The organism is Fundicoccus sp. Sow4_H7 (assembly GCF_052115865.1).
In the GTDB taxonomy this organism is placed as follows: domain Bacteria; phylum Bacillota; class Bacilli; order Lactobacillales; family Aerococcaceae; genus Fundicoccus_A.
Genome location: NZ_JBQKME010000004.1, coordinates 169,462 through 193,332, shown reverse-complemented (window position 1 = coordinate 193,332; position 23,871 = coordinate 169,462). Strand labels below are relative to the sequence as shown.

25 protein-coding genes and 2 pseudogenes are annotated in these 23,871 nt (G+C 32.5%); 21 read left to right on the top strand and 6 right to left on the bottom strand.

Features of this window, described 5'->3' with window-relative positions; genetic code table 11:
* The first annotated feature begins 44 nt into the window (after positions 1-44).
* From ACTQ54_RS06065 to ACTQ54_RS06035, 7 genes are all read left to right on the top strand, one after another.
* The gene (locus ACTQ54_RS06065; RefSeq protein ID WP_441755243.1) at positions 45-689 is read left to right on the top strand and encodes an endonuclease III domain-containing protein; all 645 of its coding nucleotides are present in this window, start codon (positions 45-47) and stop codon (positions 687-689) included.
* A 195-nt stretch (positions 690-884) separates the two neighbouring features.
* Complete coding sequence (locus ACTQ54_RS06060; protein WP_441755242.1) at positions 885-1,151, top strand: hypothetical protein; 267 nt, start codon at positions 885-887, stop codon at positions 1,149-1,151.
* A gap of 106 nt (positions 1,152-1,257) precedes the next feature.
* Positions 1,258-1,833 (top strand): DUF4767 domain-containing protein, encoded by a 576-nt coding sequence (locus ACTQ54_RS06055; RefSeq protein WP_441755241.1) that lies wholly within the window; start codon positions 1,258-1,260, stop codon positions 1,831-1,833.
* 348 nt (positions 1,834-2,181) lie between these two features.
* The gene (locus tag ACTQ54_RS06050) at positions 2,182-2,313 is read left to right on the top strand and encodes a hypothetical protein (protein WP_441755240.1); all 132 of its coding nucleotides are present in this window, start codon (positions 2,182-2,184) and stop codon (positions 2,311-2,313) included.
* A 506-nt stretch (positions 2,314-2,819) separates the two neighbouring features.
* Positions 2,820-3,083, top strand: a complete 264-nt coding sequence (locus tag ACTQ54_RS06045) for a type I restriction enzyme endonuclease domain-containing protein (protein ID WP_441755239.1) — start codon at positions 2,820-2,822, stop codon at positions 3,081-3,083.
* Between the two features lie 176 nt (positions 3,084-3,259).
* A complete protein-coding gene (locus ACTQ54_RS06040) occupies positions 3,260-3,514 on the top strand; it encodes a hypothetical protein (RefSeq protein ID WP_441755238.1) in 255 nt (84 codons plus the stop codon).
* Positions 3,515-3,593: 79 nt separating this feature from the next.
* A complete protein-coding gene (locus ACTQ54_RS06035) occupies positions 3,594-6,740 on the top strand; it encodes a metallophosphoesterase (protein ID WP_441755237.1) in 3,147 nt (1,048 codons plus the stop codon).
* A gap of 466 nt (positions 6,741-7,206) precedes the next feature.
* Here the strand turns inward: ACTQ54_RS06035 and ACTQ54_RS06030 are convergent, their stop codons facing one another.
* Complete coding sequence (locus ACTQ54_RS06030) at positions 7,207-7,557, bottom strand: hypothetical protein (protein ID WP_441755236.1); 351 nt, start codon at positions 7,555-7,557, stop codon at positions 7,207-7,209.
* Between the two features lie 147 nt (positions 7,558-7,704).
* On the opposite strand from ACTQ54_RS06030, the gene ACTQ54_RS06025 reads away from it, so the two are divergent.
* From ACTQ54_RS06025 to ACTQ54_RS05995, 7 genes and pseudogenes are all read left to right on the top strand, one after another.
* On the top strand, positions 7,705-7,953 hold the full coding sequence (locus ACTQ54_RS06025; protein ID WP_441755235.1) for a tyrosine-type recombinase/integrase: 249 nt from the start codon (positions 7,705-7,707) through the stop codon (positions 7,951-7,953).
* Positions 7,950-8,939, top strand: a complete 990-nt coding sequence (locus ACTQ54_RS06020; RefSeq protein WP_441755234.1) for a tyrosine-type recombinase/integrase — start codon at positions 7,950-7,952, stop codon at positions 8,937-8,939. Before ACTQ54_RS06025 ends, ACTQ54_RS06020 begins: the two co-directional genes overlap by 4 nt.
* Positions 8,932-9,951, top strand: a complete 1,020-nt coding sequence (locus ACTQ54_RS06015) for a tyrosine-type recombinase/integrase (RefSeq protein ID WP_441755233.1) — start codon at positions 8,932-8,934, stop codon at positions 9,949-9,951. Before ACTQ54_RS06020 ends, ACTQ54_RS06015 begins: the two co-directional genes overlap by 8 nt.
* A gap of 123 nt (positions 9,952-10,074) precedes the next feature.
* Positions 10,075-10,311, top strand: a pseudogene (locus tag ACTQ54_RS06010) (ATP-binding protein); the annotation flags it as partial.
* Between the two features lie 196 nt (positions 10,312-10,507).
* The gene (locus ACTQ54_RS06005; protein ID WP_441755232.1) at positions 10,508-11,038 is read left to right on the top strand and encodes a GNAT family N-acetyltransferase; all 531 of its coding nucleotides are present in this window, start codon (positions 10,508-10,510) and stop codon (positions 11,036-11,038) included.
* Positions 11,039-11,517: 479 nt separating this feature from the next.
* Complete coding sequence (locus ACTQ54_RS06000; protein ID WP_441755231.1) at positions 11,518-11,709, top strand: type II toxin-antitoxin system HicA family toxin; 192 nt, start codon at positions 11,518-11,520, stop codon at positions 11,707-11,709.
* Between the two features lie 32 nt (positions 11,710-11,741).
* Positions 11,742-12,140 (top strand): type II toxin-antitoxin system HicB family antitoxin, encoded by a 399-nt coding sequence (locus ACTQ54_RS05995; protein ID WP_441755230.1) that lies wholly within the window; start codon positions 11,742-11,744, stop codon positions 12,138-12,140.
* Positions 12,141-12,217: 77 nt separating this feature from the next.
* Here ACTQ54_RS05995 and ACTQ54_RS05990 read toward each other — a convergent pair whose 3' ends face one another.
* From ACTQ54_RS05990 to ACTQ54_RS05975, 4 genes are all read right to left on the bottom strand, one after another.
* Complete coding sequence (locus ACTQ54_RS05990) at positions 12,218-12,508, bottom strand: helix-turn-helix domain-containing protein (protein WP_441755229.1); 291 nt, start codon at positions 12,506-12,508, stop codon at positions 12,218-12,220.
* Between the two features lie 3 nt (positions 12,509-12,511).
* Positions 12,512-12,862, bottom strand: a complete 351-nt coding sequence (locus ACTQ54_RS05985; protein ID WP_441755228.1) for a type II toxin-antitoxin system RelE/ParE family toxin — start codon at positions 12,860-12,862, stop codon at positions 12,512-12,514.
* Positions 12,863-12,982: 120 nt separating this feature from the next.
* Entirely contained in the window at positions 12,983-13,177 is a 195-nt protein-coding gene (locus tag ACTQ54_RS05980; protein WP_441755227.1) for a hypothetical protein, read from the bottom strand.
* A 68-nt stretch (positions 13,178-13,245) separates the two neighbouring features.
* Positions 13,246-13,806, bottom strand: coding sequence for a JAB domain-containing protein (locus tag ACTQ54_RS05975; protein WP_441755226.1), 561 nt, complete (start codon positions 13,804-13,806; stop codon positions 13,246-13,248).
* Positions 13,807-14,163: 357 nt separating this feature from the next.
* Here ACTQ54_RS05975 and ACTQ54_RS05970 point away from each other — a divergent pair, with 357 nt between their 5' ends.
* The 4 genes from ACTQ54_RS05970 (at position 14,164) to ACTQ54_RS05955 (ending at position 19,879) form a co-directional block, all read left to right on the top strand.
* On the top strand, positions 14,164-16,095 hold the full coding sequence (locus ACTQ54_RS05970) for an HsdM family class I SAM-dependent methyltransferase (RefSeq protein WP_441755225.1): 1,932 nt from the start codon (positions 14,164-14,166) through the stop codon (positions 16,093-16,095).
* Positions 16,088-17,170: a restriction endonuclease subunit S gene (locus ACTQ54_RS05965; protein ID WP_441755224.1), complete on the top strand. Its 1,083-nt coding sequence runs from the start codon at positions 16,088-16,090 to the stop codon at positions 17,168-17,170. The genes ACTQ54_RS05970 and ACTQ54_RS05965 overlap by 8 nt, the downstream gene beginning before the upstream one ends.
* A 432-nt stretch (positions 17,171-17,602) precedes the next feature.
* The gene (locus ACTQ54_RS05960) at positions 17,603-19,504 is read left to right on the top strand and encodes a DEAD/DEAH box helicase (RefSeq protein WP_441755223.1); all 1,902 of its coding nucleotides are present in this window, start codon (positions 17,603-17,605) and stop codon (positions 19,502-19,504) included.
* A gap of 9 nt (positions 19,505-19,513) precedes the next feature.
* Positions 19,514-19,879 carry a hypothetical protein gene (locus ACTQ54_RS05955; protein ID WP_441755222.1) on the top strand — a complete coding sequence of 122 codons (366 nt, stop codon included), beginning with the start codon at positions 19,514-19,516 and terminating at the stop codon, positions 19,877-19,879.
* Between the two features lie 65 nt (positions 19,880-19,944).
* Here the strand turns inward: ACTQ54_RS05955 and ACTQ54_RS05950 are convergent, their stop codons facing one another.
* On the bottom strand, positions 19,945-20,217 hold the full coding sequence (locus tag ACTQ54_RS05950; protein WP_441755259.1) for an ATP-binding protein: 273 nt from the start codon (positions 20,215-20,217) through the stop codon (positions 19,945-19,947).
* Positions 20,218-20,445: 228 nt separating this feature from the next.
* On the opposite strand from ACTQ54_RS05950, the pseudogene ACTQ54_RS05945 reads away from it, so the two are divergent.
* The 3 genes and pseudogenes from ACTQ54_RS05945 to ACTQ54_RS05935 all read left to right on the top strand — a co-directional run.
* Positions 20,446-20,742 (top strand): annotated as a pseudogene (locus ACTQ54_RS05945) (transposase); the annotation flags it as partial.
* Positions 20,743-20,864: 122 nt separating this feature from the next.
* Positions 20,865-22,307 carry a glucose PTS transporter subunit IIA gene (locus ACTQ54_RS05940; RefSeq protein WP_441755258.1) on the top strand — a complete coding sequence of 481 codons (1,443 nt, stop codon included), beginning with the start codon at positions 20,865-20,867 and terminating at the stop codon, positions 22,305-22,307.
* 16 nt (positions 22,308-22,323) lie between these two features.
* Positions 22,324-23,757, top strand: coding sequence for a 6-phospho-beta-glucosidase (locus tag ACTQ54_RS05935; protein WP_441755221.1), 1,434 nt, complete (start codon positions 22,324-22,326; stop codon positions 23,755-23,757).
* The last annotated feature ends 114 nt before the right edge of the window (positions 23,758-23,871 follow it).

The following is a 23,871-nucleotide window of genomic DNA, read 5'->3' as shown; positions in this document are numbered from 1 at the left end:
GTTAGGTTTTTTTGATATACTAAGCTGACACAAGGAGGGGTTGAATGAAGATAATTAACCAATATGATTTATTTAAGATTATGCTAGAAGAGATGGGTGAGACGGGCTGGTGGCCAGCCGAGTCTCGGATAGAGATTGTGGTAGGGGCAATCCTGATTCAGAATACCAATTGGATTAATGCTGACCGCGCATTGAATCAGTTGAAAGAAGCGACTCAATTAGACCAAGCCAACTTACTATCATTAACCGAGGACGCCTTACAAGATTTAATACGTCCTGCTGGTTTCTATAAGAATAAAAGCAAGGCTATTCACTCTGTCTTGACTTGGTTTGAAAGTCACAATAATAATCTAGAAGGTATTAAAGCCAGATACCAAGAGGACTTACGCAAAGAGTTATTGCGGCTTCACGGTGTGGGTGAGGAGACGGCGGATGTTTTCCTGCTTTATATTTTCGACCTGCCTGTCTTTGTCTCTGATAAGTATGCACAGAAGTTATACAGAGAATTAGGGGTAGTAGGTGTGGATAATTACAAGATGATGCGACAAAAAGTCAGCTTAGATTCCCGTTTTACCCTTTGGGAAGCGCAGGAATTCCATGGATTGTTTGATGAGTTTGGTAAAGTCTATCTAAGAGGAGAAGGAATCTTTAAGACAAGTTTCTTAGAGGGTTATCAATTGAAACTTTAAAGACGTCTATATAACTACATATTTATAATATTAAATAATAAAATATTCGCAATATTATATATAATAGGATTGTTTATTGAGTCAATATGCATTTAATAAAAACTTGAATTGTAAAATTAAGCTAGAAAAATTAAAAACCATTTGTGATACACTCTCACCAAGATCCAACCACGAAAATTAGAGGAGTGACCACAAATGGCCTACACACATCTTACCATGAAAGAACTTAGCTGGATAGAAACTTATTATGATACTGGATTGAAACCTTATAAAATTGCTCAGAAAATCGGTCGATCGAATCAACCTGTCTATAATGTCGTTACCTTCCTAAAGGAAGGCGGAACCGTTATAGAGTACTTTAATCAGTATAAACAGAATAAATCAAAGTGTGGCGCAAAGAAAAAGTATAAGTATAAAAAGAATTTAAAAAATGTACTACGAGTAACCCAACATGATAATTAAAAGTCGCGTATAATTCGAAAAAGGAAGGATAAAAATGAAAAGTAAAAACAGGCATAATGTAATTCAGTATATACTTTGTAGGGCACATAAAAATATGATGAATTTAATGATAATATCTTTTTTTGTAAGTAGTTTTTTTGGATTACATGTGAATGCTGAGCAAGTAACTTTACCAACACAACAAGAAATACAAGAATCATATACTAAATCAGAGTTAGAATTTTTGTATAACCATTATGGATGGAGCCTAGATAAAGAGTACATGTTATTGAATTTTATTGAGAAGTGGCAAAGCTCAATGGGACAATCCTATCAACTTGTTTCATTTGAATATCCTAAGAATTTTATGGGCTTATCGGTCACTGATTATGTCTTACCTAATTCCCGGCTGATGGGAGGGGGAGTGAATCTCTACTATCGAGACGAGGTATATCATTACAATTCGCCTAACCAACACTTTCAAATCTTTTCAATATATTTATCAGACGATCCACACTTATACTTCTTTGGAGTCGGAACAGAAGATTTGAGTGGACCAAATGTCATGTATGCTAATACTGAGCTTAATGAAAGAGGACATGTAATTTTTGAGCCGACCCATAATGTGGATTTGACTAATGCTTTTAGATATATTTATTATGGAGATATTCAGTCGTATAATACACTATTAGAAAGTTATTAATCGAAAGAGAAGTTGATTAAATGAAAAAAGTATCCGATGGAATAATACGCAAAAATAATTATAAAAAATGAGGGTGTTCGATTTCCTGAAGAATAAATGATTAATTAGAAGTATCAAAAAGCATCTTCAACCTGTTGCTATCAATCATCAACGCACCAGCACAAACTGTAGACTTAGTAAATAGTCATTCCTCAATCGAAGTAATAGAAGAAGAAACTCGGGATGTTTAATAAATAAGGAATTAGACGTGGAGAAAAGTATCCTTGAGTGTTATTAGATAATTACTAGACAAACCCTAAAAAGGCCAATATAATATATCTAATAACAATATAAGGGGATGCATTTCATATGGATTATCTAGTACTTATTGGTAATGAAGAAGCTGAAATATTGATTGGATCAACGCAAGACAAAGAGATTGAAAAAGCATTTATATATTTTTTCTCAAATTCAGATCAACAGAAAATAAGAGATATTTAAGAATCGGAAGATTTTGATTCAAATAATTCTGATGAGTTGCAATGGTTATATGATACTTTTACTATACAGAATGAAATCGGTACGAATGGAAAATATCAATTGAAACGCATCAGTTTGGATAGAGAAGAGGGACATGATCCTTTTGAAGACTATGTAGGTCAAAGTATTGATATAGAAGAATATAGAAGTTGGTTGGGTATATTATAAATTAAGGTATTATGTGTTTAGTAAATATGGTTACTAATAATGACTGTTTGAAAATTTAATATAAGATAAATCCTCACTTCGATACATTGACGGTCGATGTGGGGATTTTATACTAATTAATAGATACAACTTTGAGGAGCTAGTGTTTCTTCAAAAATAAAATGATATTATAAAAACAGAAACAGCTGACTACGAAGCTGACGATTTGCAACGTACATGATAAGCTTTGGTAGAGTTAGCAAAATAAGCAATGGGATCCCAACATAAACATGTTCGCTTTGGTAGTAAGTTGACCAGATATGACTGTCTATCATCCAATTGCTAACCCTGAAAACGTTCAAGATTTCTACACGAATGAAAAAATCATGAAACTAAGTAAAGAACTCACACAACCTCTATTAGAAGAGATGACTGCGGACTGGGAAATGAAAGTGTCAGAACGACCTAATATACGAAGAACAATTCAGAGACTATTGAAATTTCCCGGAAATTATAAAGTAGCAATTAACAGAGTGCTCAAGCTGCGAGAGCATTTGGATGGGTTGCAAGTACCATTAGAATAAATTGTATGCAGAGGAGTAAATTCAAGACGAAAAAAATAAAATATAGGAGGGGTTTAATTGAATGAACCTATTGTTTCAAAAGATAAACTTTCAAGACTTAATACAGCATCATTGAAGGAATCAATAAAGAATATCCTGGTGTAGTATCAGAAGAAAATAAAGTAATTCTGAAAGATTTGGTATCAGTCATTAATCAAGGTAACAAACAATTGGAACAATCAGCTAAATCTAATGATTTCAATATGTTTTTGGATAGTTTTCAACCATACTTTGAAGATAAGACAATCGAACAGTATGATAGAACGATCGAAACTCACGACAAGAAAATGAAAGCATATGAGAAAATCTTCCAAGATACCGAGTTGTACCACGCTGTTAAAATTGTTCTGGCTAAAGAAGCTTATAAGAAGTACCGGAGTGTTGCTCAGTAGAATAAAAGTAATGTCGGGAAAAAAATATAACTAAATTTATAATGCTAAGATAAATGAGGAAACCCTATAAGGAGATTCTATGGAAATATTAATTGTAAATTTTTCAGACGCTCATTTTAAAGATGTAAGTGATTCTTTAGTGGATAAAAAAGATAAAATAATACAAGCTATAAAATCAAGAAACACCAATAATAGCGAATTATTATTCATTATGAGTGGTGACATAGCATTTAGTGGGAGAGAAAGCGAGTATGAGGTTGCATTGGAGTTCTTCGAAAGCATTACCTCTGAATTTACTGATGCTGATTTTATTTGTGTCCCCGGAAATCATGATTGCGATTTTTCTCAAATTGATTCAAGAACTCGAAGAGTTCTGATACAAGACATTGTGAATAATAATGAAGTAGAGGACTCTACTCTAAAAAATATTGTGGTGCAAAATAATTTCGATGTTTTCTTTTCGGTTTTTAAAGATGAATGGAAATCTATTTCTACTGTGCAAAATAGCATTTTATTTAAGACCGTAGATTATAAAGTTTCAAATGGAAATAAAATTAGAATAAATTTAATTAATACTGCTTGGGATTCTTTTATTGATGAAAAGCCTGGAACAATGATTATGCCAATGTCTTCATTTGAAGATTTAGCTTTTAGCGATGAATCAGTAATTAATATTTCTGTTTTTCATCATCCATTACATTGGTTAGAGCCGAATAATAAGCGCGAATTTGAAAATAAGCTAGAAAGTATTTCTGATTTAATAATAACCGGTCATGAACACGCAAGAAATGACTTCATTAAGAAAACAAAAGAAGGAGAAACATTCATATTAGAAGGAAGTGTACTCCAAGAAAACGCAAATAAGTCAAGTAGTGAATTTAATTTAATAAAAATCAGATTTGAAGAATTTGGTATTACTAATATTTATGTAGAAAAATTTATGTGGAATGACTTACAAAAAAAATATATGTCTGTCGAAAGTGTTAAAGAAAATATTGATACATTAAAAAGAAAACGTATTAAAATTTCTGAAGGAACGAGCGATTTGTTTTTATTCAGTGAATCACATAATGAGTTTATTGAAGACTTAGGAGCTAACATTAAACATCCAAGAGTAGATAGACTAAAAATAGATGATATTTATGTTTTCCCAGATTTCGAGGAAGCAATTGAAGAGAAAAAAGAGACTATAGCAGGGGATAATCTTATAAAAAGCATCCACGATAAGTTAGGAATATGGTTTATTGAAGGAGATTCTGAATCTGGAAAAACAACCCTTTTGAAAAGATATATAAAGGAATCAAATAGTAAGGGATTGGTATCAGTTTATATAGATGCTGAAATTATTAAAAATATAGATTATGTCAGGAAATTTGAAAGTGCGAGGCTGAAGAAATATATTAAGAACCAGTACCAAGAACAGCTTTTTGAAAGATTCAGGCAATTAGATAAAAATAAAAAAATAGTTTTCATTGACAATTGGGAATTAATTGCGATGAATACTTCTGGTAAAAAAGAATTACTAAAGGCTTTGTATTCTAATTTTGGAACAGTAGTGATTACAGCAAATTCTTCTGGAGAGGGATTGTCAGAAATAGTTAGTCTAGAATCAGAGGTAAGCTCGAAAATAAACTACTTACAAATGAAGAGATTCGGTTACAAGCGAAGAGAAGAGCTTGTTGAAAAATGGATTACAATTGGAAATGAATACACCTTTGGTGAAGCAGATATCATAAACCTAACCAAGGAATATACTAGTCAAGTAAATCAAGTAATTGGTAAGAGTTACGTACCTAAAGCGCCAATTTATATCTTAGTGATATTACAATCAATTGACAATAAAAATAATTTAGTAGAATTCAATCGTCAATCTAATGGATATTTTTATGAAATAATAATCAAACAACAATTGATGAATATTGGAATAGGATCTAATGAAATTGCTACCTTACAAAACTACTTAAATCACTTAGCTTTTGCAGTATACGTAAATGAAAATAAATCATTAAGTCATTCAGAGTGGGAAAAGTTCCATCAAGTTTACTTAGATCAATATGAATTAGGATCCACCGTCTTAGATTTTTCTAAATATAAAGCGAATTTAATGGATAGTAAAATCTTAAAAAAATATCCTGACGATCGATTTTCATTTACTTATAACTATGCTTTTTATTTCTTTACAGCACAATATCTTGCTGAGAATATATCACAAGATACAATTAAGAACCAAATCAAAGGTCTAATTGAAGGAATCGATGTTGGCGTTAATTCAAACGTATTAATGTTTCTAACCCATTTATCTAAAGATGAATTTATACTAGAGAGTGTGGTAAATTATGCAAACTCATTACTTCTAGACGAAGCAGAACTGATTATGGAACAAGATATAAACGAGTTAAATGAATTGATTACAGAATTACCATCTTTAGTGTTTGAAAAATCATCTACGAGAGAGAATAGAAAACGATATAATGAAATCAGAGATTCTAATAATGAAAATGAAGATCATTTTATTCAAGTTAATGATAGCAGTAAAGAAGCGGAAGAGGAAGACGAATCATTATATGTTAAAAGTGGGTATGCTATAGAGGCCGATAAAGCAAATGAACTTTCTGCAGTAATAGGACAAATCCTAAAAAACTATTCTGGTAGTATTATTAAGGACGTGAAATATAATTTGTTAGATTCTGCATATGGATTATCTTTAAGAACTGGGACACGTGTGATAAATTCATTAAAAAATGAGAGAGAAAGTCTGATTTCATTTATTACTGAGAGAATTTCTGAAAAAGTAGATAATATTAAAGAGGTTGGTAGAGCAGAAATAGAGCTATCAGCAAAAAAGTTTGTTTTTTATTTTGTTGAAATAATATGCTATGCCATTATTTCTAAAAGCGTTTTTGATACGGGGACCCAATCCTTACAGTTAACTTATGAAAATTTGATGCAAGACGAGATGAGTGTTGCTCGAAAACTAATAGTCAGTGGTAGTTATTTAGAAAACACTCGACATAATCCAAGTACTGGAGATACCAAAAAATTATATGATGAATTAAAAAATAACAACTTAGCAAGAGGGGTTTTACGTCAATTTATATTAAAAGACTTACTTCTTACAGAACGCCCATATAATGAGACACAGCAAATTTCAAGAGTGTTTAATTTTGAGTACTCAAACGTGTTATTAGCTAAAGAAAAGCAAAAGAAACTAAATAACAAAAAATAACACAAAAAATAAAACTAATAACTTATGGGAGCTTTTGTCCCAGCCCCCATAAGTTATATTATTAACATCGTACCAATACATAATAAAATTTATTACCTATCGATGATACGGACATGCGTACCATAAATGATGATAAAAATTACATCTGTTTGGTAGATGAGAGTGCTTACTCAATGCATCTCTACCCTCTAAAATCATCGGGGTTTCGGGGGGTTACTAGATAGTCCTTAGTTGAAGTAAGTAAGAGCCCATAGATAGGAAAACCCAACTTGATCATCTATCTAATCAAAAAAAATGAAGCAGAGTTTACAGGAAAACCTGTGAGCTCTGCTTTGGTGTGTTTGCCGAAGAGGAAATAAGGTCCTCACTCAAACTCTTATCCTTCTAAAATCGTCGGGAAATCGGGAAGTCTCCTATGTCGTCTTATGTGTCTCCTCTCTGAAACCGTCGGGGTTTCGGGGAATGGTTATACCCATATCTCAATCGGACGACGCAAAAAGAACCCTCCGTCTGGAAGGTTCTCTTGTTTGGAACTGTTTGTCTCGTGGCCAATGTCTTGAGTGCGGTAGTCTGGGTCAGGGTGGGGTTTGATACCGAGATACTCTGCAATATTGCCTTCATCGAAGTACAAGTGGATATCAAACTTCTGGGTGTCTTTGTCCCACTGGATTTCTTTTATGAAAGCAAGGTAGATATCTTTTAACTGAGACTTGTCTTTTGCGGTCTTAGCCGTTTCAACGAGTGCGTTGACTAGGTGAGTGATCTGTCGAATGTCGTAGTCTGAATAGTCCTTCTTGAGTCGCTGATCAATGCGCATAATTTCCTCTTTGAAGTCCTCTATTTCAGATTCCAACCGATGAATGGCTTCTTCCCAGATATCCGCCAGATTAGGCTCGCTCTCAATTTTTTCTTGATAGACGAGGACATGGTTATTACAGGAGATAATTTTATCGGTTAATAACTTTTGTTTCTGTCTCAGTTGATCTGGAGTGTAGTTAATAAATATTTGATTCTTTCAGAAATTGAAACCAATGGGAGAAAACATGGACTCCATGCAATGAGGCACAGCTTGGCAAGCAACCTTTTACAAGATAACACACCGTTGCCTATTATTTCAGGAATCATAGGCCATGAAAATTCGAATACGACTAAGATGTATCTTCGTATCGATATCGAACAGCTCCGAACCGTTGGTTTGGAGGTACCCTTATGATAGATACAGAAAAGGAATACATCTTTAATGGACCTTTCGCTAGATATTGCTCTATGTATGTCGATCATAAAAAAAGTTTAGGTTATAAATTTCAAGTGTCATCCTACTATAGATTAAGACAGATTGATAATTTTTTTAAAACATATGAACTCAAAAACCCTATTCTTACAAAGAAGATGGTGAATGATTATGTGAGTAAACGAGGCAATGAGTCTACTAAAACACAGCACCAGAGGATGAGCACTATTAGACAGTTTGCCCTGTTCATGAATACATTAGAATTCAATTTCTATGTATTTCCGAAAAATGAGTTTGTTAAAATAAGAGATAACTTTACCCCCTATATTTTCACACATAAAGAAATTTCAAATATTTGGTCGATAATTGATACTTTAAGCTTGGCGGAGAATAGTGAATATGATAGTCTCATTTATCCAATGCTCTTACGAATGTTATACGGATGTGGATTACGGATTAATGAAGCTTTGACTCTGCATAAAACAGATATCAACTTAAAAAATGGTGTAATTACAATAAATAAAGCCAAAAACAATATAACGCGGCTCGTTCCTATGTCAGAAACCTTAACGGATTATTGCTGTAATTATGTCAAAAAAATGGCATTTGATATGAAAACCAAAGATTATTTTTATCCAGCTCCTGATGCTCAAAAATACAAAAGTGTTTCGATATTAAACGATTTTAGAAGAATATTACTCAAAGCTGGAATAATTTCTTCTGGATCTGTTAATCCCAGGATACATGATTTACGTCACACTTTTGCAGTTCATTCTTTGGAAAAAATGGTTAGCCAGGGACAAGATGCTTATTCTGCACTTCCAATATTACAGACGTATATGGGACACAGTGATATTATAAGTACAGAACAGTATCTGCGGCTGACGAGTGATGCCTATGGTATCATCATTAATTTAACTGCTGGAATGTATCAGGATGTATTTCCGGAGGTGAAAGAAAATGAGTAAATATAATTTCGGAAAATATTTATCTTTATACTTTCTTAGATACATCCCGTCAAGAATGGACTATAGTGAAAATACAGTCAAATCATATCGCGATACATTCACCGTTTTATTAAGATATTGCACTGATGTTCTTAATTTAAAGCCCGAAAAAATGAAACTCACCGATATGAATAAAGACTTTATTGAAGATTTTCTGAATTGGCTAGTAGATGAAAAAGGATACGCCATCAGAACACGAAATCAAAGACTTGCTGCACTTCAATCTTTTTTTCGATTTCTACAAATTGAAACGCCTGAGAACTTGGAGAGATGTAATTCCATCCTTTCAATAAAAACAAGAAAAGTTCAAAATACAGGACAAATGACTTATTTATCAATTAATGCAATTCGAAAACTCTTAGCTACTCCAAATGGTAAAACCAAAGAGGGAAAAAGAGATTTAGCCATTTTGACGCTTTTGTATGATACAGGTGCAAGGGTTCAGGAAATGATAGATTTAAATATTTGTGATTTGAGACTGTCTTCTCCAGCAACTGTAAAGTTACTTGGTAAAGGACAAAAAGTACGTGTAATACCAATTACACCGCAGACAGTAAATATCTTGAAATCTTATATAGATGACTACCAATTAATCGATGAAAAAAACCTTGAAATTCCAGTCTTCTTTAATAAACGGAAAAGAAGACTCAGTCGTGCTGGCATAGGTTATATTCTAAAAAAACACTTTGAAATAGCACGTATAAATAACTCTAATCATTTCCCAGTAAAAATTTCACCTCATGCCTTAAGGCATAGTAAAGCAATGCACTTACTAGAAGCAAATGTTAATTTGATTTATATTCGAGATTTTTTAGGTCATGTATCCGTCACAACAACGGAAATCTATGCGAAATCTAATCCAGAAATTAAACGAAAAGCAATCGAAGCAGCTAGTAATAATGTTCTTCCAGAAGAAATATTGACTATGAATGAAAAAGAAGTTCTACTAGATTGGTTGAAAGAATTTATTTAGAGTTAGTAATATGAGAATTGGAACTCTCTATTATGAAAAGAAACTTTCTTCAAAAGGCATTGAAATTACAGTTTCAGTGCCTTACTTTACATAATATTTTACTTTTCATAAGATGAATGGCTCCTAAATGATTTAAATGAAGAGGAGCTCTACTTAACGATGGAAATCATTGAGAAACGAGAAAAAACGAGTTCTACAATATTCTGTACGCAAATGAGTCCTGAAGGTTGGCATCATAAACTGGGAAGTGGTCCAACCGGCGAAGCTATTATAGATCGGATAGTCTACAATTCTCACGAAATAAAGATTGACGGGGATGTTTCAATGCGTGAGCGGAACGGCCTTTCCAACAGCATTTAACACACTCTTTTATCCAATATTCAAAAGTGTATTTAAGCCCGAATTGTATGCGCTGTAGTGAAATGTTACAATATGAATAATTAAATTGAAAGGCGTGATTAAAATGAAAAAATATTATACAAAATCGGTGATTGAAAAGTAGGTACACAAAATTTCTTCTTTTCAATCAAAAATAAAAAAGTGAAAAGAGGATTTCATGTATAAAGATGAAGAATTAACTATTCGTCCAATTGAAGAAAAAGATTTATTTAATATTTGGGAACTTGTTTATAAAGAAGAAGCTCCTGAATGGAAAAAATGGGATGCTCCGTACTATCCTCATACTTCAAAGACGTATGAGGATTTTATGAAAAAATCCGATTCTTGGGTTAATCAAAAAGATTGTTGGGCAATTGAAATAAACGGAGTTTTTATAGGAGTCGTGACGTATTATTGGGAACATGAACCTTCCAAATGGTTGGAAGCGGGAATCCTACTCTATGAATCTCGTAACTGGGGAAAAGGTATAGGAACTCGTGCGTTAAAAATATGGATTAATCATTTGTTTAATACACTTCCATTGGTGCGTGTCGGATTTACGACATGGTCTGGCAATAACCGCATGATTCGAGTTGGAGAAAAATTAGGTATGAAGATGGAAGCAAGAATAAGGAAAGTACGATATTATAATGAATATTATTACGATTCAGTCAGAATGGGTATTTTGCGTGAAGAATGGAAGAGTTAATATTTGTGAATCAATAAAATAATTAGTTCATCAATCCAAAGGATTGTATAATTCATCCCACAATCATGCTTGTATCAGCTGATTGTGGGATATTTAAATACATGGTATATTTCGTGGCAAACGGTGGTACATTGTTTGGCATTAGGCGGTAAAAAAGTTGGCTTAATTGGTAATAATCGCTGGCGGTAGTCAATGAGAAAGTAAATGAGTATCTAAAAACATCAAGAATTGATAACATTGATATTATTTCAAAATCAGATAATAGCGAAAAAATTAAAAGTAATATTATCAACCATCTTGAATTTGAAAATAAAGGGAAGAATACTATAAATTTCGATTTTTTAACATAGAATCGAATCAACATTTAAATACTTTTGATAAGACATTGTAATTTATGCTTTTAAAGGGTTATTATGAATAGCTTTTATTGACACACGTGTAAATAACACGTATAATTAATGTTGTAAGGAGGACATGACATGTCAAAAACCAAACCTTACCGAATAGTTGTTAAAGAACTAAAAAAAGATGGTTGGATTCTTGACCATACAACAGGCTCTCATGAAATCTATACAAAAGATGGAAAGATATGTCCTGTAAAATGTACGAAAAAAGATATACCATCTGGAACTTTAACAAAAATCGAAAGGATTACAGGGCTAAAATTTTAGTCCTGTCCTTTAAGGAAAGAGGAGTAGTATATATGCAGACATTAGTTACTTACCCATACATAATTACTCATGAGGATGACATTTTCTATGTGGATTTTATAGATTTTGAAAATTGCTTTACAGATGGTGAAACTTTAGAAGAAGCAATGATAAACGCTAAAGATGTTTTAGGCGGTGTTTTATTTACAATGATCAAACAAGGAAAACCATTACCGGAAGTATCATTAGATTTTGATACAATACACGAAAATGAAAGAGTGGCCTATGCTGACGTTTGGATTGCACCGATTAAACAGAAAGCAGACTTACAAGCGGTAAAAAAGACATTAACGATTCCAAAATGGTTAAATGACGAAGCTGAAAAACGCAAAGTAAATTTCTCTAATATTTTACAGACTGCTATTAAAGAAGAATTAAGAATTAAATCTTAAATCGAAAAACTTAGATGAATTTTGAACAAAAAAGAACTTTTTGCCAGGATGGCAAGAAGTTCTTTTTTAATGAAGAATTATTCAAAACTCATTACTAATTTTTTTCCACTAAGTTCTGCAATAGTTTCAAGTGTTTTGATAGTAGGATTAGCGTTTCCGTTTTCAATTCGTGCTATGGTTGATTGTGGTTTATGTACTAATTTAGCAAATTCATCTTGAGTTAATCCCATAGACTCTCTTAATTTCATTACTAAAACAGCGTAATCAAGTTTTTTACTCTCAATTTCCATTCTTTCTGAAAACTCTTTATCCGCTAGTTTCATCTCATTAATATAGTCGGATACCTTTCTTGTAGTAAACTTTTCCATTGTTTATCTCTCCTTATATCGTTTCATCAAATGTTGTGCATGATCGATTTCCTTCTTTGGTGTCTTTTGCGTTTTCTTAGTGAAACCATGAATAATAAGATAGATGTTGTCTACTTTCTGAAAATAAAGACAACGTTGTATATTATTACCAACACTAGAGCGGATTTCAAAAAATTCTTTATCTAGTTTTTTTATCCATTTCATTTTTTTAGCTACTTCTATGCCATATTCTTCAATTTTGTCTATCGTAATTAAGAGTTTATCCATATCCTTATCATTAAGACTTTCGATAAAATTGATAATTTCGGATTTGCCATTAACAATTAATAATTCAAATTCAACTTGTTTTTCCATATTTGTATTATATCATAAATGATATAATCATTCACCAACTTTTCATATTTTCGTTGTGAGTAACATTTAAACTTCTTGCCATAGTGGCAAGAAGTTTATTTATTATCTTATTTTTAGCTATCAATATACCACATTTTGGAATGTTTGATTAATTAGTGGTAGGTCATTATCTAGCCATTTATCATATATTAAATCTAGTTCATCTTGATTATAAATGTTTGTTTCAAGTGCAATAACCGCCTGTACATATGATTTAATATCGAAGCTTTGTAATGTTTCTAACTGCGCAAGCATAATCAATACATTTTTATTCATTATATTTTTTCTCCTTTTCATATTCACTTCTTGCCATGGTGGCAAGAAGTGAAGCGCTTGTTATATTTTTAACTCCAGAAGTTTGTAATTTCTCTTAATGAAACTGATTGACCTTTTCCAACTATGATATGGTCTAGTAATTCAATTCCCATTAATTCTCCACAAGCTATCATTCGTTTAGTAAAATAGATGTCTGCTTCTGATGGTTCAGAGTCACCAGAAGGGTGATTGTGAGCTATCGCAATCCTTGCTGTTTCGTATTGAACAGCCTTTCTGAATATTTCTCTAGGGTGTGCGTTGCTAGAATTTACCGTCCCTTTGAAAATTTGTTCCATCTTAATAATTTCATTTTTTGTGTTTAACAATAGAACAACTAAAACTTCTTCTTTGTAATGGCACATTATCTTTTCTAAATGGTACATCATTTGTCTTGAACTTCCTATTTGTACATTCTTAAGACTATCCAAGGCATATAACTCATAAGCTTCGCGTATTATTGATAGTTTTTCAATATCTCTTTTAGTGAGTATTTGATTATCAATAATAAAATTTGGGTTTAAGAGTTCAGTCACCGAAACTTCTTTAAAAATTTCTCGCGCTTTGCTACTTAACAATGATACTATTTTCATAATTTACACTTCCTTTGATTGTATTACCTGCCTTTGTGGCTGGCTTACTTTCAAAGTTGCATATTTCAAATGGATATCAAGGGCTAGTGCTTGTTAGCGACGCAAGGAGTTTACAAGCAACTGCATGTTTACCCTTGAAATCCATTTTAAATGTGCGACTATTTTTTGATTTTTTCGCACTTAACTACTGATACAGTATTGCTGTTTCCTAATGTTCAATTTATAGGTTAATATCTTTTATTGTTAAAATGAGAAGAAATTTTTACCTACTGGCTCAACGTGTACTCTTAAATGAGCTTTAGAATAATTTAATAATCATGTATAATTGAATTTACATTGTATAAAAGGAGAAGACTAATGGCAGTAGAAAGAAAAACAGATCTTTGGGTCTATGATTTAATTAAGGATGCAGGATTAGGAGATGTGTTAGAACCTGAAAAAAGTTCTGTAAAGGAAATAAATAATGCATTATCATCTTCATCTAAAAGAATGACAGGGAATAGTGGTAAGCCAGAATATGTTGGAGTTGTAAATGACTTTGTGATTGTAATAGAGAATAAAGCAGATACAACATTTCACGAACTAAAAAATGAAAATGAAGTATTGGATAAAACACCAGTGGGAATTACAAATTTCGCAGTAAACGGAGCAGTTTGGTATGGCATTAATATTGCTGAAAAAACTAATTTTAAAAAAATATTCGGAGTTGGAGTTTCTGGTAACCAAAAACATCACAAAATCACACCTTATTTTATTGATGAACGCGGGAGATATATTGAGCTAGATGAAATAGAAACTTTTATTAACTTTTCTCACGAAAACATTCAAACGTACTACATTCGAGAAGTCCTAAAAGAAGATACTGATAAAGAAAAAGAATTAGCTATGATTTTAAAAGATGCACAAGATTTACATGAAGCATTACGTAATTTTGGTTCTATTGGTGATCAAGATAAACCAATAATTGTATCGGGTATTCTACTCGCTTTGAGTGAAATTGAATTTAAAAACTTTTCTTTAGATCAATTAACAGGAGATAGAGTAAAAAATGATGGAACGAAAATTTACGAAGCAATTGAATCTAGTTTAAAGAGGTCGCAGGTAAGTCCTACAACAAAACTTGACAAGGTTTTAAATCAATTCACTATTATTAAAGACAACCGCCAAATTAATGCGGAACACAAAGAATTGAAAAAATCACCATTAAAATATTACACTGAATTTCTTTATAATAATATCTATGTGAATATTAGATATTCAAAAACTAGTGAAGATGTTTTGGGCCGTTTTTATGGTGAATTTATGAGCTATTCTGGAGGGGATGGACAATCTTTAGGAATAGTTTTAACACCTCGACATATTACAGACCTATTTTGCGAATTATTAAACATAGGTGTAGATGATGTTGTTTTCGATCCAACATGTGGAACAGGTGGTTTTCTTGTAGCTGCAATGCATTATATGTTAGAACAAACTAGTCAGGAAGATGAGTTTAAAAGACGTTCAATTCGCAAAAATCAGCTACATGGTATTGAATCACAATCACGAATGTTTACCATTGCTACAACTAATATGATTTTACGAGGAGATGGAAAAAGCAATCTACAAAATACTGACTTTTTAGCTACAAATCCTCATAAATTGCAAGAAGAGCAATTCACTGTTGGAATGATGAATCCGCCATATTCACAAGGAAGTAAAGAAAATCAATCATTATATGAGATATCATTTACAGAACACTTATTAGATTCAATGGTTGAAGGTGGTAGGGTAGCAGTTATTGTTCCTCAAAGTTCAATGACTGGAAAAACCAGTTTTGAAAAAAATGTCAAAGAGAATATATTAAAAAAACATACACTTGAAGGCGTAATTACACTTAATAAAAACACTTTTTATGGTGTGGGAACAAATCCTTGTATAGCTATCTTTACAGCTAGAATACCTCATTTAAAAACTCATGAAGCTAAGTTTATTAATTTTGAAAATGATGGGTACGAGGTTAGAAAACACATAGGATTGGTAGAAACTATTTCAGCAGTTGATAAAAGAGAGCATCTATTAAATGTATGGAATAACCAAATTGAAACAACAAATGATTTTTGTGTTGAAACAACCGTAGAGGCTACTGATGAATGGTTACATTCTTTCTATTATTTTAATGATTCAATTCCGGAAGAATCTTCTTTCGAAGAAAAAATAGCTGATTATTTGACGTTCGAACTTGACATGGTTTTACATAATCGAGAGTATCTATTTGAAAAAAAAAATGATGGTGAGGAATATGACTAATACAATTATAAAAAAAGAAAAAGATTGGAATTATTTTGAATTTAAAGATATTTTTGATTTAATTCAACGAGGAAAAAGATTAACTAAATCAAATCAAATACCTGGTAAAATCCCTTATGTCTCGTCATCTGCTCAAAAAAATGGCGTTGATGGTTTTATTGGTAATGATTTTGGTGTTCGAAAATTTAGCAATTGCTTAACTATAGCTAATAGTGGGAGCGTAGGGGCAACTTTCTTTCATCCGTATGAATTTATTGCAAGTGACCATGTAACTGTATTAAAAAGTTCTAAAATGAATAATTATATTTATATCTTTATCAGCAATTTACTTAGTAGACTAAATGAGAAGTATCATTTTAATAGGGAAATTAATGATTTTAGAATTAAGCGTGAAAAAATAATGTTACCTATTGACCATCATGGTGCCCCTGATTGGTTATTTATGGAAACAAAGGGCAAAATAATTTTTGAAAACAAATTTCAAAGTATACTTAAATATATAGAACCTAAAATTAAAGAATTAGAGCATGATTTAAAAGGGAGTAGTGATATGACGCTTGTGGGGGTTGAATGGAACTCTTATGAGATTAATACTTTTTTTATTTTTAACAGAGTCAAAGGATTATCGGAAACAAATTATGTCAAAGGTGATCATCCTTTTGTCTCAACATCATCAATAAATAATGGAATAAGTGCTTTTGTAAAAGCTGATGTTAAACATTTAACAAAAGGTAACTCATTGACAATCAACCCTATTACTGGTAAAGCATTTTATCACGGCCATGACTTCGTCGGTCGTGGCGGAGCTGGTTCTTCAATTTATGAATTACACGAACAAAATCTAACCAAGTATTCAGGATTATTTATATCAATGATGTTATCTAATTCAGCCGAGTCCAAAGCATCTTTTGGTGTACAATTAAACGGAGAAAGACTAAAAAAAACAAAGTTTCTGTTGCCTTCAAAAAATGGCAAACCTGATTGGGAATTTATGGAACAATACATGAAACTAATAGAACTCAAAAAGTTGAAACAACTATATTCATATATTATTTCAAAAATCAAAAACAATTAAATTTTAAAACCTCTTCTAAAACAATAACGCACGTTTATGTAATGAGATAAAAGGAATTTAAAAAAGTGGAAAAACCAAGTTTTAATAGATATTAATCTATTTACAAAGAATTCAATAGATTCTATGGCTAAAAAGAGATACTAATTGAGTTTGGGTCGAGTTTGAGGAAGTTAACTTACTGGTAAATTCAGATTAGCAGTTACAATATTGAAAATCTTTTTGAAGTTCGGATAACAAATGATCGCGCGCACGATTAAGCTGTTGATTTTAAAAAAGAAAAAGCTGAAACTATAAATGTGAACATTGAAAAGGGGAAAAATTGATGGATAATAGTTATTTTTTTGAATTTTTGGATATAGATAAAAAAATAATCCTAAAGTATGTTCGATAATTCAAGAGCTTGAAAGGTTCTCCGAGCAAGAGAAAACACAAGTGTATGTAATAAATAAACCTGTGGGTGAAAGAAAATACAAATACTCTTACAAAGAAGCAATAGTAGTTCTTATTCCGAAATACAAATTATTAATAATTAATATCGGCAATGACACTGACGCATTTCAGGACTTTTCGGATGACTTCATTGAAGACCTTGGGATTATTTCAGATAAATATAATTACAGAAGTTTTTTAGGAAGACCGAGAAAATGGAAAGATAAACTTATAGAAGAAATTGAATTTCGAAATAATGATGATATTATCTCAGTAATACAAGGTAATTCTCTATCTAAAATGGATGCACGTAAAGGAGAACTTTTAATATCTTTATTAACCGGGAGTATAAATGATATTGATCGTGTCGATGGTGCGTTTCCTACGAATTCGTTAGAGCAAATAAAGAAAAATATTATTTTGTTTGACGGTGAACAAACAAGGTTTATTTATAAACAACCAGATAAAAAAATAATAACAATTCAAGGTTTGGCAGGGACGGGGAAAACCGAGTTGCTTTTGCACAAATTGAAGGATATTTACATTAATGAAGAAAATTCGAAAATATTTTTTACATGTTTTAGTAAGATTTTGGCACAAAATTTAAAAGAACGAATCCCTAATTTCTTTGACTTTATGAAAGTTGAAGAGCAAATTAAGTGGAGCGAGCGTCTTTGGGTGGAACGTAGTTGGGGTTCTAAAGCAGACAAAAATTCAGGTTTATATAGTTTTATTTGTAGTCATTATCATATTCCCTTTCAAAGATATAGCTGGTCAGTATCTTTTGAAAAAGTTTGTAAAAACGCGTTGGAAATGCTAAATCAACTTGAATTGGAAGGGACGTTTGAGCCGTTTTTTGATTACATTTTAATTGATGAAAGTCAAGATTTTAATGAAGCTTTTTTTGAATTATGTGAGAAAGTTACAAAAAATCAGGTTTATATTGCTGGCGATATATTTCAAAGTATTTATTATTATAATGAAGATACTGAAATTAAGCCTGATTTTCTTTTAAATAGGGTTTATAGGACAGACCCCAAAACCTTGATGTTCGCTCATGCTATCGGATTTGGACTTTTAGAACGACCAGTAGTTAGGTGGTTAAGTGATCAAGAATGGCGAGCTTGTGGATATACGATTGAAAAAGAAGAGGATTATTACACCTTTTCAAGAGAGCCATTAAGAAGATTTGAAAACATTAGTGAAGATATTACTAGCCTTAAAGTTTGTATTGCTAAAGATATTAACTATTTAGAAAAGGTTTTATGGGCTATACAAAATATTCTAGAAAAAAATCCTACTGTTGAACCAGGGGATATTGGCATAGTATTTCTTGAAAATAGTAACTCGAACTACAATCTAGCAGAACAATTGATTATAAGGGTAGAACAATTGTTTGGTTGGAAAGCCATTAAGGGGTACGAAGTAAAAGAAAAAACAAAAGATGCTTTGTTTATAAGTAATCGAAATAATATAAAAGGTTTAGAATTCCCTTTCATTATTTGTTTAACAACCACGGCACTGAATAGTAATACAACTATTAGAAATTCATTGTATATGATGCTCACAAGGTCATTTATTACTAGCTATTTAATACTTTCAGAAGAAAATGGTCCTCTTAATTTAAAAATTGAAAATGCGGCACAAGAATTAAATGATACTGGAAAACTTAAAGTTAGAAAACCCAAACATAATGAGATAATGGATAAGTCTAAATTAATGCTCGAAGCTAATATAAATAAATCTCAGTTTGAAATTGTTGAAGAAATTTTACAACAGTCATACCAAATTGAAAATCCTAAAATTAAAGACCAAATTCATAGGCTAGTTAATGTTATGTTGTCAGATAGCGTAGATATAGATAAAATTAATGAAGTAATAAGTAAAAACATTGAATTAATTTAGGGTACTATTATGAAAAAAATTACGGTAAATATGACAAAAAGATTCACAGAAATTGCATCCGAACCAATCAGAACTAAAAACCATATCATAAGACTAATATTAGAAGCAATACCCTTGATATTAAATGGTGATATGCTAGATGTACCGACTAATAACTATATCATCCTAAGAGTTGATAAGATGAAGAGGTTATTTTTTGTAATCGAAAATAAAATTTTCTCTTTTAATTTCCCTTTTAATGTTGAAGTTAAAGTGGGAGAAAAAAATCCTGTAATATATGATTCTATCACTGATTTAGAAATAAATGCTCTAAACCTTACTATTTTAAAGTCAGTATTTGAAGAAATTTTTTATGAAAATGACAATTGCATATAGCGTTCCCATAAGACCATACAAACGCGATTACCTGAACCAGGCAAATCGCGTTTTTTTGAACCGGACTAGTCGGTTGTTGCTGAGCCATTTTTTATTCTAAGTGACTCTCCATGGATAAATATATGATAAGAATTAGAAACTGCACGATCAAGTATTGCATCAGCGATTGCTCCGTCACCAAGTTTTTTATGCCATTCTCCCGTTTCCATTTGAGATGATATAATTAGTGAGCGATCTCTGCTTCTCAATTCAAAGACTTCCATTAAATATTTTTGTTTAAATTCAGTTGTTAGTGTTAAAAGAAAGTCATCAATAACTAGTACATCTAGTTTAGTAATTCTTTTTAGATAATTTGGTTAGCTTATCATTTAGATCAGCTTGAGAGAAGAATTAGATAATCCATAGCTCCTGTATTTTTTAGATGATGATGATCTTTCTGTAGATAAAATGGTTATGCTGGCTATCAACTTTGTTGATTTCACTCCAAAGATAAACAAAATCAAACTTTTATTCGCCAAATAATTATTTGAACTAATTTGTGATTCTATCATAAAAAGAACCTTTTCTCGTTCATGCATTTTCCCAAAGAGATATGGCCATCACTTTATACAAACAATCTATCCGAGGCCTTTAATAAGCAATTGAAGAAGCGAACGAAAATTAAAGAACAATTTCCACATGAGGCGTCCCTAGAAAAGACAGTCTATTGTTATGTCATAGAATATAATGCCAAGTTCGCAAATCGTATTCATAAAGGCTTTGGGAAGGTTGCATTTGAACTTCAACTGCTGATAGATCTCAAAAGGCCGGTTAATGAATTCAACTTAAGAAGAGGAACAGAAAAATCCTCAAGTATCATGTGAGGCTTAACTAGCGCCCTTCGGTTGCTGGCCTTGCCTTTTAGATGAATTATCTTGTTGAGAGGAAGTACAAGTTCACTGGTCGTTATGATAATTCATCTAAAAGGCAAGGTGAAATTCAATAAATAGTTATTAATTATATTACAATCTTAATATGTAGGTTACACAAAATATTTGACACTACCAGCTTAGGCACTATCAATAATCGTGAGGTTCTCTATACTTTATTTGCGGGAACTCCATTTGAATCCAATGTTCAATTATCTATGTTAGGTTTACCCGTAATATTACCGAGAAGTGGTTACTATGCCTCAATTATTCCGATTATCGCTTCAGTTTGGTTTGGTTCTAAGCTAGAAAAATGGTTTAGCCAACGATTACCTAAGATTTTGAGATCTTTCTTAACGCCATTCTTTACCGTTTTGATTGCATTCCCAATTGCCTTATTAATCATTGGTCCAATTGCTAACTTCTTATCGGCTATTATTGGAGAGTTCTTTGTTGGTATTTATGATATCAGTCCTATCTTATTCGGTACTCTCTTAGCAGCTATCTGGCAAATTTTAGTTATCTTTGGTTTACACTGGGGAATTATTCCTATTCAGTTCTTACTCTTAGCTGAACAAGGTTTTGAACCAGTGAGTGCAACAACTATGATGTCAACCTTTGGTATTTTAGGGGTTTTACTGGCTCTGATTATTAAATCTAAAGAAGACAAAGTGAAACAAATTGCTATCCCGGCTTCATTCTCAGCTCTATTTGGTATTTCTGAACCGGCAGTTTATGGTTTGATGTTACCTCTAAGACGGTCATTCATTTACGCAATTATTGCTAATGCTATTGCGGGAGCTTACATTGGTTACACAAATACAGTTTCTTACCGTACTGGTGGTTTAGGAATTTTCTCAATGTTTAGAGGAATCGATCCAGATGGAACTTTAGGTGCCAATTTCTGGAATTTCTTAATTGGTTTTGCTATTGCTACCCTAGTGGCTTTTGTTCTACAAATGTTATTCCCTGTGGAAAGATTAGATAAAGCGACTGAGGCGGTTGCTGATGATGTGATAGTTAATGATACTAATGATGTGACTCCAGTTCCTGTAGTTGCAGAAGATGAAGAAATTATTGCCAGTCCTCTATCTGGAGAACTTATGCCATTAAGCGAAACCCCTGACGCTGTATTCTCAAGTGGGGCTCTAGGTAAAGGAATTACGATTAAACCGAGTGAAGGCCTTGTTAAGGCACCTGCTAACGGAAAAGTCACAGCCTTATTTGATACTGGCCATGCTATTGGTATTACTACTGATTTAGGAACTGAAATTCTAATTCATATTGGGATTGATACTGTGGAAATGAATGGCCAAGGCTTTACTAAATTAGTGGAAAATGGCGATACTGTTCAGGCAGGTCAAGTTCTCATCCAATTTGATATTGCGACAATTGAAGCGGCTGGAAAATCTTCAGTTGTACCTGTCATTGTAACTAAATCTGGAGACTATACAGATGTGATTTTTACGACAGATGATATAATTAAGGCAGGAGATTATCTTTTTACTTCAGTCAAATAATTAAGGAGGACTTGAAATGACCTTAGATGCAAATTTCTTATGGGGTGGAGCGACAGCTGCTAACCAAGTGGAAGGTGGCTATTTAGCGGATGGTAAAGGTTTAACCAATGTTGATTTAATACCTCATGGAGAGTTTAGACGTCCTATTTCTGCAGGAAACCGACACTATAGCGATGTACCTGAAGGCCAATATTACCCAAGTCATGAAGCCATTGATTTCTATCACCATTACAAAGAGGATATAACCCTATTTGCTGAAATGGGCTTTAAATGCTACCGTTTCTCTATTGCCTGGGCAAGAATTTATCCAAATGGTATTGAGGCTGAGCCTAACGAAGCTGGTTTAGCTTTCTACGAAAATGTCATTGATGAATTACTTAAATATGGTATTGAACCTGTAGTAACCATTAACCATTTCGATGTTCCAAAATATTTAGTCGATGAATATGGTTCTTGGAAGAGTCGTGAAATGGTTGAGCTTTATGAGAAATTAGCTGTGACCCTCTTTGAACGATTCAAAGGCAAAGTAAAGTATTGGATTTCAGTTAACGAAATCAATATGATTCTTCACTTACCATTTATGGGAGCAGGTCTCTATATTGAAGAAGGGGAAGACCGGGATACAGTTATGTTCCAAGCTGCTCACCATGAGTTGTTAGCTAGCGCTTTAGCCACTAAACGACTCCGGGAAATTGATCCTCAAGCTCAAATGGGCTGTATGATTGCGGCAGGAGACTACTATGCCTACAGTGCCAATCCTAAAGACCAACGTCAAGCTCAAATCGATAATCAAAATAACTTCTTCTTCATCGATGTCCAATCTCGTGGTGAGTATCCAGTTTGGGCTCTGAAACGCTTTGAACGAGACCAAATTGATATTGGTTTAACTGAAGAAGATAAGGTCTTACTAAAGGAAAATACCGTAGATTATATTTCCTTCAGCTATTATTCAACCCGGACCTCAGTGGACCCTGCTAATACAGATGTGCCGATGACTCAAGGGAATGCCTTTAAAGGGGCGGTCAATCCTTATCTAGAGAAATCTGAATGGGGTTGGGCTATTGACCCATTAGGTCTTAGAACGACAATGAATACCCTCTATGATCGTTACCAAAAACCTCTCTTTATTGTAGAAAATGGATTAGGAGCTATTGACCAAGTTGAAGAAGATGGGTCCATTCATGATCCTTATCGTATTGATTATTTAAGACAGCATATTGAATCCTTTAAAGTTGCTGTAGAAGAAGATGGTATTCCACTTATGGGTTACACAGTTTGGGGATGTATTGACCTAGTATCAGCTGGTACGGGAGAAATGTCTAAACGTTATGGTTTCATCTATGTGGACCGCGACAATGAAGGCAAGGGGACTTTACAACGTTCGCGTAAAGATTCCTTCTATTGGTACAAAAAAGTCATTGAAAGTAATGGCGAAGATTTAGGTAATTAATTGAATATTATTTGCTAGAATAAGTCTGTTGAATTCAACAGACTTTTTTTATTTATTTTATTTTTCTATTGTCTATACATAGATAAAACCTAATAAATTGTGAATTAAATTTTG